General features: G+C 66.5%; 9 protein-coding genes. 6 read left to right on the top strand and 3 right to left on the bottom strand.

What is annotated here, in order from left to right; all coding sequences use genetic code 11:
* The first annotated feature begins 22 nt into the window (after window positions 1-22).
* Complete coding sequence (locus NFL01S_RS07640) at window positions 23-1009, top strand: alpha/beta hydrolase (protein WP_062972911.1); 987 nt, start codon at window positions 23-25, stop codon at window positions 1007-1009.
* Window positions 1010-1015: 6 nt separating this feature from the next.
* Here the strand turns inward: NFL01S_RS07640 and NFL01S_RS07635 are convergent, their stop codons facing one another.
* The gene (locus tag NFL01S_RS07635; RefSeq protein ID WP_157116346.1) at window positions 1016-1774 is read right to left on the bottom strand and encodes a chymotrypsin family serine protease; all 759 of its coding nucleotides are present in this window, start codon (window positions 1772-1774) and stop codon (window positions 1016-1018) included.
* A 477-nt stretch (window positions 1775-2251) separates the two neighbouring features.
* Between NFL01S_RS07635 and NFL01S_RS07630 the strand changes: the two genes are divergently transcribed.
* The 4 genes from NFL01S_RS07630 (at window position 2252) to narI (ending at window position 9429) form a co-directional block, all read left to right on the top strand.
* A complete protein-coding gene (locus tag NFL01S_RS07630; protein WP_062973009.1) occupies window positions 2252-5956 on the top strand; it encodes a nitrate reductase subunit alpha in 3705 nt (1234 codons plus the stop codon).
* A gap of 168 nt (window positions 5957-6124) precedes the next feature.
* Window positions 6125-7924 (top strand): nitrate reductase subunit beta, encoded by a 1800-nt coding sequence (narH, locus tag NFL01S_RS07625; protein WP_062972907.1) that lies wholly within the window; start codon window positions 6125-6127, stop codon window positions 7922-7924.
* A gap of 31 nt (window positions 7925-7955) precedes the next feature.
* Window positions 7956-8636, top strand: a complete 681-nt coding sequence (gene narJ, locus NFL01S_RS07620) for a nitrate reductase molybdenum cofactor assembly chaperone (RefSeq protein WP_062972906.1) — start codon at window positions 7956-7958, stop codon at window positions 8634-8636.
* Window positions 8637-8688: 52 nt separating this feature from the next.
* Window positions 8689-9429, top strand: a complete 741-nt coding sequence (gene narI, locus NFL01S_RS07615) for a respiratory nitrate reductase subunit gamma (RefSeq protein ID WP_062972904.1) — start codon at window positions 8689-8691, stop codon at window positions 9427-9429.
* Between the two features lie 6 nt (window positions 9430-9435).
* Here narI and NFL01S_RS07610 read toward each other — a convergent pair whose 3' ends face one another.
* A complete protein-coding gene (locus tag NFL01S_RS07610) occupies window positions 9436-10161 on the bottom strand; it encodes a MerR family transcriptional regulator (RefSeq protein WP_062972902.1) in 726 nt (241 codons plus the stop codon).
* A gap of 304 nt (window positions 10162-10465) precedes the next feature.
* Here NFL01S_RS07610 and NFL01S_RS07605 point away from each other — a divergent pair, with 304 nt between their 5' ends.
* Window positions 10466-10744, top strand: a complete 279-nt coding sequence (locus NFL01S_RS07605; protein WP_157116344.1) for a hypothetical protein — start codon at window positions 10466-10468, stop codon at window positions 10742-10744.
* A gap of 38 nt (window positions 10745-10782) precedes the next feature.
* On the opposite strand, the gene NFL01S_RS36425 is transcribed toward NFL01S_RS07605, so the two are convergent.
* The gene (locus NFL01S_RS36425) at window positions 10783-12840 is read right to left on the bottom strand and encodes an NTP transferase domain-containing protein (protein WP_245670563.1); all 2058 of its coding nucleotides are present in this window, start codon (window positions 12838-12840) and stop codon (window positions 10783-10785) included.
* Window positions 12841-12883: the final 43 nt, after the last annotated feature.

Genomic DNA, 12883 nt, shown 5'->3' with positions numbered 1-12883 from the left:
GCGTCGTGGTAGAAACCACGGCATGTACCGGCTGCCGCGTTGCCTGGTGTCCCTGTTCACGCTGTCTTTCGCGCTGGTGGCGACGGGAATCGCGGCGGGCCCGGCCGCCGCCGAGGGGCCCGCCCGGATCGTGGATGTACGTCCGCTCGGTGGCCGGCAGTTCGAGGTGGTGGTGCATTCCGGCGCGATGGATAAACCGGTCACGCTGTGGCTTTCGCATCCGGGATCCGGCGCACCTGCGCTGTACCTGCTCAACGCCGTCGACGGTGGCGAGGACGGCGGCCCGTGGATGCGGCGCACCGATGTGGCCGAGTTCTTCGCCGATCGTCCGGTCAACGTGATCGTGCCCATGGGGGGCCGGGCCAGCTACTACACCGACTGGATCGCCGACGACCCGGTACTGGGCCGCAACAAATGGGAAACCTTCCTCACCCGCGAACTGCCGCCGCTGCTCGACGCCCGCTTCGGGATGACCGGCCGCAATGCGGTGGCGGGGCTGTCGATGTCGGCGACCTCGGCGTTGAATCTGGCCATCCACGCGCCCGGCCTCTACCAGGCGGTCGGCGCGTACAGCGGCTGCCCGCGCACCAGCGACCCGGCGGCACGGGCCATCGTGTACTCGCAGCTGGCGCTGTTCGGGGCGAACGCCACCAATATGTGGGGCGATCCGGGCCATCCCGCGTGGCTCGAACACGACCCGATGCTGCATCTGGACCGGCTGCGGGGCACAGCGCTCTACCTCTCCTCCGGTAACGGCGCGCCGGGCCCGCACGAGGTACTGAATTCCCGCGGTATCGACGGCGACCCACTACGGCTGGCCGACCGGGTGCTGGTCGGCGGCACGATGGAATCCATCGTCAGCAACTGCACCGGCCCGCTGGCGGCAGCGCTGGCCGCCCGGCAGATCCCGGCGACCGTGCACTTCCATCCGGGCACGCATGCCTGGGCCTACTGGCAGGACGATCTGCACCGGTCCTGGCCGGTTTTCGCGGGCGCGCTGGGCGTCTGAACCGGATCAGACCCGGTACCAGACGAACGGATTGTCGCGGGTGGGGCCGTACTTGTCGATCTGATCGAAAAGCCATTCGGCGGGCTCGACCACCGCGCTGTGGCCAGCATCCCGGTCGAAGGCCACCAGGAGGCCGACGAAGGCGGCGTGCCCGTCGGAGGTCTGCCGGTAGACCACCGCACCGGAATCGCCGCCTTCCGCGCCCAGAGTGTTGGTCGTGTAGAGGTAGCGTTGCGTGATTTCGGTGATCGTTCCGCAGCTCCAGCCGGTGGTCGCGCCGAGCTTGCAGACCTGCTGGTTCCTTCGCGGCTTCATATCCACCGAAGACAGGCCGAAGCTGCCCATACTGGCCGCGACCCCGATACCGTCGTACAGCCGGATCAGCGCGAAGCCGAAGGTGAGGCCCTCGTCCGGCCGGTGGAATTCGTACCAGCCGATCGGATTGCCGTCCTTGTCGGTGACAACTCCGTCGCGGTAGCAGTGTCCCGCGGTGACCGCGTACCGTGCCGTGCCGATCGTGCCCGTGAGCCCCACCGTGCAGCGGCTGATCTCGACCTTTCCGCCCACGATCACGCTACGCCTGACTTCCATACCGGGATACACGGTCACCGCCGGGGCGGCGGCCGCCGGGGCCGCGGCGGCCCGGCCGGGAACGGAGACCGTACCGGCGACTGCCGCCGTACCGACGGCCAGCATTATCGCCGCGACAGCGGCCAGGAGGCGAGTGGTTCTCCGCCTCCGCGACACCGGCACAGGCCTGACCATGGTGCACCTCGAAGCTGATCGGGCGACCGCCGGCGGCAGTCGGATCGGGCAGCAATCGTAGGCGCACCGCGCCCGGATACGAAGCCGGCGGCTTCCCGCTGTGTAGAAGTGTCCTCACCCCAGGGCCGCCTGATCCGGTCTCATGTGACCGCCACGATATGTAAACAAATGTAAACCACTGGAGAAGCGGCCATTTCCGAAAATTCACCGGCTGGGCCGGTGGGTGTCGCCGAAACGTCCGATCCAACGCATCACGGCCCGTTTTCCCTGGTGGTATTTCCCGGCCGTCGTATCACCCGGACCCGTGCAGTGACCACCACATTGCGCCGCCCTCACAGCTCACGGACCTGCGTTTTTCGTTGTGAGAAAGCCGTTTGGCCAGGTCCGGCGGCATCCCTACAGTCGAGGCGTCAGCCCGATTTCACCGCGTGCAGAAAAGGGGGCGTCGTGGTTGCTTCACGTACTCCGGGTTCACCTATCGCTTCGAATATCGCGGCCGGGGAACCGGGCGCGGGGGACGCGCTCCTGCGGCTGGGCAAATATTTCCAGCGCGGTGAGATCTCGGCCGATCACCGCACCGTGCACAAGGCCGGCGGGCGCAGCGCCGATGAGTTCTATCGTGACCGCTGGTCGCACGACAAGGTGGTGCGCTCCACCCACGGAGTGAACTGCACCGGCTCGTGTTCCTGGAAGATCTACGTGAAAGACGGTGTGATCACCTGGGAATCGCAGCAGACCGACTATCCGTCGGTGGGGTCGGACAAACCGGAGTACGAACCCCGCGGCTGCCCGCGCGGTGCGTCGTTTTCCTGGTACACCTATTCCCCGGCGCGGGTCCGGTACCCGTACGTGCGTTCCACGCTGCTGGAGATGTACCGGGAAGCCAAACAGCGGTTGAAGGATCCGGTACTCGCGTGGGGCGATATCGTCGCCGATCCCGAGCGGTCCCGGCAGTACAAGGCCGCGCGGGGTAAGGGCGGATTCGTCCGCGCCGAATGGTGGGAAGCCGCCGAGATCGCGGCCGCCGCGCATGTGCACACCATCAAGGAGTTCGGCCCGGACCGGGTCGCGGGATTCTCGCCGATCCCGGCGATGTCCATGGTCAGCCATGCGGTCGGCGCCCGGTTCATTTCCCTGCTGGGCGGGTCGATGCTGTCGTTCTACGACTGGTACGCCGATCTGCCCGTCGCCTCGCCGCAGGTGTTCGGCGATCAGACCGATGTGCCGGAATCCGCGGACTGGTTCGACGCCGGATACCTCATCATGTGGGGCTCGAACGTTCCGGTGACCCGCACCCCGGACGCCCACTACATGACCGAAGCCCGCTACCGCGGTCAGAAGGTTGTGGTGGTGTCACCGGATTACGCCGACAACACCAAATTCGCCGACGAATGGGTCGCCGCCCGGCCGGGGACCGATGCCGCGCTGGCCATGGCGATGGGTCATGTGGTGCTGCGGGAGTTCTTCGTCGACCGCAGTACGCCGCGCTTCCTGGACTATGTCCGCAAGTACACCGATCTGCCGTTCCTGATCACCGTGGACGAGGGCGCGGACGGGGTCGCGGTACCGGGCAAATTCCTCACCGCCGCCGATCTCGGCAACACCGACGAGGGCGCCGAGTTCCGGACCGTGGTGCTGGACTCGGACGGGACTGCGGTGGTGCCGAACGGATCGCTGGGGGACAGGTTCGGTGAGAACGGGACCGGTCGATGGAATCTGGACCTCGAGGGTGTCGAACCGCTCCTGACGCTGTACGGCCGCACCGACGATGCTGCGGCCGTACAGTTCCCCCGGTTCGACAGCGATGTGCCCGGCGTCCTGACCCGCGGCGTTCCGACGAAAGTTGTTGCCGGTAAACGGGTCACGACAGTGTTCGATCTGCTGCTCGCCCAGTACGGCGTGGGCCGTCCGGGCCTCCCCGGGACCTGGCCCACCGGCTACGACGACGCCACCGAGCCGTACACCCCGGCCTGGCAGGAGGCCATCACCGGCGTCCCGGCCGTGCAGGCTCGGCGGATCGCCCGCGAATTCGCCGATAACGCCGACCGTTCCGGCGGCCGGTCGATGATCCTGATGGGTGCCGGCACCAACCACTGGTTCCATTCCGATCAGATCTACCGGTCCTTCTTCACCCTGACCCTGCTCACCGGCTGCCAGGGCGTCAACGGTGGTGGGTGGGCGCATTACGTGGGCCAGGAGAAATGTCGCCCGGTGACCGGCTGGTCCACGCTGGCCTTCGGCCTGGACTGGCAGCGTCCGCCGCGGCAGATGCAGGGCACGGTGTTCTGGTATCTGACCAACGATCAGTGGCGCTACGACCCGTTCACTGCCGAAACCTTCGCCTCACCCCTCGGCAAAGGAACGTTCGCCGGGCGCACAGCCGCCGACAATATTGCCCTGGCCACCCGTCTGGGCTGGATGCCCTCCTCTCCGACCTTCGATCGCAATCCCCTCGACCTCGCCGACGAAGCCGAGGCCGCGGGCCGCACCGCGGCCGACCACGTGGTCGACGGCCTGAAGTCCGGCGACCTGCGTTTCGCCTGCGAAGACCCGGACGCCCCGGAGAACTTCCCGCGAGTACTCACGGTCTGGCGGGCCAATCTGCTGGGTTCTTCCGGTAAAGGCAACGAATACTTCCACCGGCACCTGCTCGGCGCGGATTCGAATCTGCAGACCACCGACACTGCCGGGGTCCGCCCCGAGGAGCTGGTCTGGCGGGACGAGGCCGCCACCGGCAAACTCGATCTGCTGCTCTCGCTCGACTTCCGGATGACCAGCACCACGCTGTTCTCCGATATCGTGCTCCCGGCAGCCACCTGGTACGAGAAACACGATCTGTCCTCGACGGATATGCATCCGTTCGTGCACGCCTTCACCCCGGCCATCGCCCCGCCGTGGGAGGCGAAAACCGATTTCGAGGCGTTCCACCGGATCGCCCGCGGCTTCTCCTGGCTCGCCGAGAAACATCTCGGGGTGCGCAAAGATATCGTCGCGGTGCCGTTGCAGCACGATTCGCCGGATGCCATGGCACAGGCCGGGGGCAAGGTACTCGACTGGAAGGCCGGGGAATGCGAGCCGATCCCCGGGAAGACCATGCCGAAAATCGTGGTGGTCGAACGCGACTATTCGAAGATCGCCGAGAAGATGGCCGCGCTCGGGCCGCTGATCGATACCCTCGGCGTCACCACGAAGGGGATCACCACACACCCCGGCGCCGAGGTCGAATACCTCGCCGGGATGAACGGCACGGTGGTGTCCGGGGTGGCGCAAGGCCGGCCGTCGCTGGCCAAGGACAGCCAGGCCGCCGAGGCGATCCTGGCATTGTCCGGTACCACCAACGGCCGGCTCGCGGTGGAAGGCTTCCGGGCGCTCGAACGGCGCACCGGTACCGAACTGGCCGATCTGGCCGCCGAACACGAGGGTAAACGGATCACCTTCGCCGATACCCAGGCACGTCCGGTACCGGTGATCACCTCACCGGAATGGTCGGGTTCGGAAACCGGCGGCCGCCGGTATTCGCCGTTCACCATCAACACCGAACGGCTCAAACCGTGGCACACGCTCACCGGACGCCAGCATTTCTACCTCGACCACGACTGGATGATCGAACTCGGCGAACAGTTACCCACCTTCCGGCCGCCGCTGGATATGACGGCGCTGTTCGCCGAACCCGGGGTCGGCGAGGTGAGCGAACGCGGTATCACCGTGCGTTATCTGACCCCGCACTCCAAATGGTCGATCCACTCCGCCTACCAGGACAACCTGCATATGCTCACGCTGTCGCGCGGCGGGCAGACGATCTGGATGTCGGATAAGGACGCGGCGAAAATTGGTGTCGCCGACAACGACTGGATCGAGGCGATCAACCGCAACGGTGTGGTGGTGGCCCGCGCCATCGTCTCGCACCGGATGCCCGAGGGCACCGTGTTCATGTACCACGCGCAGGACCGTGCGGTGGACGTCCCGCGGATCGAGGGAGTCGCGGAACCGGGCGAAAACTTCAAGGGCAAAGGTAAACGCGGCGGTATCCACAACGCGCTCACCCGGATCATGATCAAACCCACGCATCTCATCGGTGGTTATGCCCAACAGTCGTTCGCACTGAACTACCACGGCCCGACCGGTAACCAGCGCGACGAGGTCACTACGATCCGCCGCCGCAGCCAGGAAGTCAGGTACTGATATGGCGCAGCCGGCTCATCCACACAGGCGACACCTGATTTGGTGCGGTCCGGGTAACTCACCGGGTACGTCCGGAATCGGTGCACCTACTCGACCGCAGGCACGCGTGCACGGCTGTCGACGGCTCTCCGCCGTGCGCAAAATATTCGGAGAGGCGGAACCGCAGCTATGCGTGTGATGGCGCACATGGCCATGGTCATGAATCTGGACAAATGCATCGGCTGCCACACCTGTTCGGTCACCTGCAAACAGGCATGGACCAACCGCGGTGGTACCGAATACGTCTGGTTCAACAATGTGGAAACCCGGCCCGGCCAGGGATACCCACGGCAATATCAGGACCAGGAGAAGTGGAAGGGCGGCTGGACTCTCGACAAACGGGGCAGGTTGACGCTGAAATCGGGGTCGCGATTCAAACGGCTGCTGAATATTTTCGCCAATCCCGATCTGCCGACCATCGAGGACTATTACGAGCCCTGGAGCTACGAATACGACAACCTGCTGTCCTCACCGGCGATCGACACCACACCGGTGGCCAGGCCGAAATCATTGATCACCGGCGAGGATACGAAGGTCACCTGGGGTGCGAACTGGGACGACGATCTCGGCTCCGGACCGGAACAGGTCGGTAGGGATCCGATGCTGTCCCGCGTCTCCGAGAAGGTCAAGCTCGAATTCGAAGAGACCTTCATGTTCTACCTGCCGCGCATCTGCGAACACTGCCTGAACCCGTCGTGCGCGGCATCGTGTCCGTCCGGCGCGATCTACAAACGCTCCGAGGACGGCATCGTCCTGGTAGACCAGGACAAATGCCGCGGCTGGCGGCAATGCATGACCGCCTGCCCGTACAAGAAGATCTACTTCAACCACAAAACCGGCAAAGCCGAGAAATGCACATTCTGCTATCCCCGAGTGGAGGTCGGTATTCCGACCGTATGCTCGGAAACCTGCGTCGGCCGGCTGCGCTATATCGGCGTTATGCTCTACGACGCCGACGCGGTGCTCGAGGCGGCGTCGGTCACCGAAGACGAGGATCTGTATCCGAGCCAACTCGGAGTCTTCCTGAACCCGCACGATCCGCGCGTCGTCGCCGAAGCCGAACGGGCCGGTATCTCGCCGGAATGGATTCAGGCCGCGCAGGATTCACCGGTCTACAAACTCATCGTCGACTATCAGATCGCGCTACCCCTGCATCCGGAATACCGCACCATGCCGATGGTCTGGTACGTCCCGCCGCTCTCCCCGGTGGTCGATGTGCTGACCGATACCGGGCACGACGGCGAGGACCACGCCAACCTGTTCGGCGCCATCGATGCTCTTCGCATTCCCGTGGAATACCTGGCCGAACTGTTCACCGCCGGCGACGTCGGCCCGGTCCGCGCGGCATTGCAGCGGCTCGCCGGGATGCGCGCGTTCATGCGGTCGGTCAACCTCGGACAGGAGCCCGACCCGGCCATCGCGCCTTCGGTCCGGCTGCAACCGGAAGAGATCGAAGCCATGTACCGGCTGCTCGCCATCGCGAAATACGAGCACCGCTACGTGATCCCGACCGGCGCGGGCGCACAGGCACACGAATTGGACTCCCTCGCGACGGGATGCAGTCTCGACAACGATGGAGGTCCGGGTATGACCGCCTTCGACCAGATGGTGGAGAAATTCCAGCTCACCGACTCGAATGACGCGGCACCGGAGGAGAAGACGGGCCGGATCAACCTGCTCAATTGGGACGGGAAGAGTACCGAAGGTCTGGTACCGGTCGGTGCGAACGCGGCGGAGTCGAACGGGCATGGGCAGGACGCTCCCCGATCGAACGGGCATGGAGGCGGCGGGCGAGCCGGCCGTCCCGGAGACGGGAAGGCCAATGGCAACGGAACCCCTTCGGGCGCCGGTACGCCCGGCAACGGTTCCGCGATGAACGGGAACGGTGACAGCGGGCCGCAACCGGAACCCTCGGAGGTCGGCCGATGACCTACCCGCCGATCGCCGAGCGGAGTGTGTGATGGCGCTGCTGAAACTCCGCCGCCGGCCCGAGCCCACGGTCGCGATGAGTGAACGGGACCGCCGGGTCGTCTGGCGAACCGCCGCCCTGCTGCTCGACTATCCCACCACCGCGACGCTCACGATGCTCGATCAGGTGAGTGCAGCCGTTGCGGAACTTCCGGACCCGGTCCGCACGCACCCGTCGGAATTCCTCGACCACCTGCGCACCACACCGCAACTCGACCTGGCCGCGCACTACGTCGAAACCTTCGATATGCGCCGCCGCGCCAGCTTGCACCTCACCTTCTACGCCTACGGTGACACCCGCAAACGCGGTATGGCGCTGCTGCGGTTCAAACACGCCTACCGGCACGCCGGGGTCGAACTCGACGACACCGAGCTCCCCGATCACCTGCCGGTGCTGCTCGAATTCGCCGCCACCGTGGACCCCGTCGGCGGGGAACGTCTCCTCGGCGAACACGTCCCGGTGATAGAGCTGCTGCGACTGTCGCTGTCCGATGCCGGTTCGCCCTATGCCGGGGTACTGGCCGCCGTACTGGCGACTCTCGCCCCACCGACCACCGCGGACCGTCGCAAGATCGCCGAACTCGCGGCGCAGGGCCCGCCCGAGGAAGAGGTCGGACTGGACCCCTTCGCCATGGACCCGACGATGCCGGGCCGAGCGGAAGGCCGCCGGTGAGGCGATATCTCCGCCTGTGCGGACCGCTCGAATTCGCTCCGAGGAGGACCCGGTGACCACTTTCCTGTGGATGACCCTGCCGTACGTGGCGTTCACGTCGTTCGTGCTCGGCCATATCTGGCGCTACCGCAACGACCAGTTCGGCTGGACCACCCGCTCCTCGCAGATCTACGAATCCCGCCTGTTGCGGATGGGCAGCCCACTGTTCCATTTCGGAATGCTCGGGGTGTTCTTCGGACATGTGCTCGGTGTCCTGATCCCCGAATCCTGGACCGCGGCGGTCGGTATCAGCGAACACGCCTATCACCTGGTGTCGGTGAGCGCGGGCTCGGTGGCCGGTCTCATGGTGATCGCCGGTATCGGCATCCTGCTCTACCGCCGCTGCACCGTCCCCGCCGTCCGCAAAGCAACCACCACCAACGACAAGTTCATGTATTTCCTGCTGGCCGGCGCCCTGATCACCGGCATGCTGAACACCATGGGCAGCAACCTGTTGTGGGGCACCTACAACTACCGCGAAACGGTCTCCCCATGGTTCCGCAGCCTTTTCACCCTGAGCCCCCAGCCGGAACTGATGGTCGGCACCCCCTGGACGTTCCAAGCCCACGGCCTGTTCGTCCTGGCACTGGTCGCCGTCTGGCCCTACACCCGCCTCGTCCACATGTTCTCCGCCCCCGTCGGGTACCTGGTCCGCCCCTACGTGGTCTACCGCAGCAAGGAAGTAGCCGGCCCCGACAAACGCCGCTACGCCCGCGCCTGGGAAGCCCCGGTCACCCCGGAACGCTGGCACTGACCCCGGTCAGTCCTGCTCAGCGGCCGTGAGTAGGCGGGACACGCGAAGGAGGACGTCGAACTGGGCCTCGTTGTAGAGCTCCTTCAGGGCCAGCGCGAGAGCTTGGACTGCGCGCTGGGGGCCGACCGGTGAATCGTGCACTGTGCTGAGGTTCGGGTAGGTGGTGTGGAGTTTCCGGGCATACGGCGCGACTTGTTCGGCGACTCTCTCCCGGGTCTGTTCGTCGGCGTCGGCAGGGAGGTTGTCGAAATCGGTCATGGCGGGATCGGTGGCGTCGCCGGTGGTGAGAAATTCGCGTAGCGAATCCAGGGCGGTCGGACCGAGGACTCGGTTCGCGATGACGGTGTAGGCGCGATCGGCCTCGGTGAATTCTGTGCTGACCGGCGTAAGGTCGGGTGGGAGATCGGTGTGGGAGCCCTGGCGGAGAATGAGGGCCAGTTCCATGCGGATGCGTTGCAGGCGCTCGATGGTCGCGGCCAGTTCGGCATCCAGCGTGTGTAGCGATTCCCGCGGATATTCGTTCTCACCCATATCGGCGATCCGGGACAGGGGTATGCCGAGATCGGCCAGGCGTTTGATGCGCAGTACGCGTAGCAGGTGCGCGACGCCGTAGCGCTTGTAACCGTTGCTGCCGCGTTCGGGTTGTTCGAGGAGGCCGACATCGTGATAGTGCCGTACCGTCCGCACACTGGTGCCGGCGAGTTCGGCGAGTTCACGAGTACTCCAGGACATGATCGGCTCCTCGGATCGGAATGCCGGCGCGTGCTCGCCGACCGGGACTACAGGGTGAACCCTGCCGTAACGGCATAGTCAAGGGTGTGCAGGGTTCGTGGTTCAGGACCTGGTCGGCGTGTGCTGTTCATCGGCCGCTACGACAACAACGAACCCCTGATAGAGACGATTGCCGACGTGTCCGACCCGGCCGAGATGGTCGTGTCTCACGCGATGATGCTGCGTCCGGAACAAGGGCAAATGCCGGCCTCGAGTCGTATATCGACCCATTGGACCTTGCGCCGCAACGGGAGGAACCGAAGTGGTGAGCCGCAAGAAATTGACCGACGAAGACTACGAAGACATGGCTCGCGACTACTCGGAGTACCCGGTAGCCGCCGAGGAGGTCGTGGGCGAGATCGAATACCGGGATCCGGTCGTGCTCGATCGCGGGCGACCGGCCGGCGATGCCGGCAAGGGGGGAAACACGCCGGTGACCTTTATCCGGTTTCCCACCGAGATACGGGAACGTGTCGAGGCCGACGGGGTAAAAGCTGCCGAAATCATACGCCGTGCCGTGGTCGCGTACCCGAACGCGTCGTAGTGGTCGCCCTGTGTGCCCCATCGGCGTAACCGTTCCTGCTATCGGGGGACCGGGACGAACTCGACCGGGGCCCCGTCGTGGGCATCGGCTGGGACGATCACCACACCGTCGCGGTCCACCAGGCCGCCGAGGTGGGCGGTTCGCACGGTGGGGTCGCCGATCCAGCCGCCGGAGTCGTTCGCACTGCGGGCGGGGACGATCCGGGTTACGGGGCCGGAGATCTCGGTGGCGTTGTGCAGGGGGCCGATCAGGGGCGGGGGCGGGTGGGCGCCGGTGCGGCCTGTGACGATCGCGGGGGTCAGGGCGATTAGGGTGGCGACTGCGGCGAACGGGTTGCCGGGGAGTCCGAGAACCGTTGTGGCCGAGGGGAGTTCGGCTGCCACAGTGGAACCGCCGGGGCGCAGCGCGAGGCGGGGGACCAGGATTCGGGCTCGAGCGCGGTCGAGGGCGCCCCGCAGTTGGTCGGCGGCGCCGCCGCCGGTCGCGCCGACAACGACGAGGAGATCGCAGTCGGTGGCGGTGGCCAATACCTGGTCGAAACCGTGGGAGGTGTCGCGGAGGTGTACCTGGTCGAGGGTGCGTACGCCCTGTGCGGCGAGTAGTACGGGCAGGATGGGGCCGATGGAATCCCGGGTCTGACCGGCTTGTAGCGGACCGGTACTGCGGATCTCGTCGCCGGTCATGACGATGCGGGCGCGCACGGGTCCGCGGACGGCAGCGGTGGTGACCTCGACCGCGGCGGCCGCGGAAACCAGCGCGGCGGTGACGGCGCAACCGGCCGGTGCGATGACATCACCGGGTGTGCGGTCCTCGCCGCGCCGGCGGATATCGGAACGCTGCGGAGTATCGGGGAGACGGTGCAGCCGGCCGTCGTACCGGGCGAATTCATCGCGCAGGACACGGGTGGTGCCCTCGGGAACCTGGGCGCCGGTGGCGATCCGGACTGCTTCACCGGGGTGTAAACCGTCCGGCCGTTGCCCGCCGGCGAAACCGATATCGGCGCGAAGCTCCCACGGGCCGTCACCACGGACCGCGTAGCCGTCCATCGCCGAGACATCGAATCGTGGCAGGGCGCCGAGCGCGGTGATCGGGGTGGCGAGCGCCCCGCCCCGGGCAGCGGTGAGCTCACAATGACGTCCGGGAAGCCGGGACAAGCTCTCGCGCAGGGCTTCACGTGCCCGATCCAGTGGTAGCGCCGCGTCGGCGGCGGGTTCCCGGATTCCAGCGTGATGCGGGGGGTGGGTGCCGGCGACAGGTTGTGCGGTGGTCACGGGAACCGTTGTGCCGGTATCGCTCGTCGCCGAGTCATCGGAGGTGGCCGGCCCGGAATTGCCGACAGCGAACGCGGCAGGAAGGTCGCCTACCTCGGAACTGCCGCTGTGCCCGGGTGTGCCGCGACCGCTGCCGGCTATCTCGGTGCTGCCCGTGCCGAACGTCGCGTCACCGCTGGTGCCCGGTGCCGAACCGTCGGTGGTGCTGTAGGGATCGTCGTGGCCGACGCGGTGCGCCGAATCCCGACGCGTTGCGAGCGCGGCACGGGCGGCATCGATATCGCCCGGGGTATCGCAATCGTCGACCCCGGCCAGCATCACCATCTTCGTATGCGCGGGCACCAGTGCCTTCATCGGCTGATTGACCACGGTGCCGAGTTCGCGCAGCCGGTCAGCCAGGGCCTCGTACCGCCACACACCGATCAGGTATTGCGGCCGCCCGTTGCTGTCGGCCGCGAACACCGCGTCGAAATCCGCCCGCTGCCCCAGCAATTCACCGATCACCGTGGAGGTCAGGAACGGCATATCCGCGGCGAGGACGACCACATGGGCGGTGACCTCGGCACCGAGTGCGGCCACACCGGCCGCAATGGCCGCCACCGGACCGGACCCGGGCTCGGATTCGCGGGTTTGCAGGATCGACGCGGCGAGTTCCGGTCGCGGTGGCCCGACGACCACCGTGCGACCCGATCCCGCGGCGGCCAGCGCCGTTTCCAGCATGGACCGTCCGCCCACCACGAGCCCCGGTTTGTCGACGCCACCCATACGACTGGCCCGGCCCCCGGCGAGCACGATCACGTCCGGGGCGGGCGCGGAATTCGGCATACCGTTCATGCTATGCGCCCGTCTGGGGCGACCTCCCGAGTCC

The organism is Nocardia flavorosea NBRC 108225 (genome assembly GCF_001613385.1).
In the GTDB taxonomy this organism is placed as follows: Bacteria; Actinomycetota; Actinomycetes; order Mycobacteriales; family Mycobacteriaceae; genus Nocardia; species Nocardia flavorosea.
Note: the sequence above shows the minus strand (reverse complement) of the source record. Positions and strands in the feature narration are given on the sequence as shown.

Excerpts from the sequence above, each read along its gene's own strand:
- NFL01S_RS07640 (WP_062972911.1), top strand. The coding sequence starts at position 23 with ATGTACCGGCTGCCGCGTTGCCTGGTGTCCCTGTTCACGCTGTCTTTC.
- NFL01S_RS07635 (WP_157116346.1), bottom strand. The coding sequence starts at position 1,774 with ATGGTCAGGCCTGTGCCGGTGTCGCGGAGGCGGAGAACCACTCGCCTC.
- narH (WP_062972907.1), top strand. The coding sequence starts at position 6,125 with ATGCGTGTGATGGCGCACATGGCCATGGTCATGAATCTGGACAAATGC.
- narJ (WP_062972906.1), top strand. The coding sequence starts at position 7,956 with ATGGCGCTGCTGAAACTCCGCCGCCGGCCCGAGCCCACGGTCGCGATG.
- NFL01S_RS07610 (WP_062972902.1), bottom strand. The coding sequence starts at position 10,161 with ATGTCCTGGAGTACTCGTGAACTCGCCGAACTCGCCGGCACCAGTGTG.
- NFL01S_RS36425 (WP_245670563.1), bottom strand. The coding sequence starts at position 12,840 with ATGCCGAATTCCGCGCCCGCCCCGGACGTGATCGTGCTCGCCGGGGGC.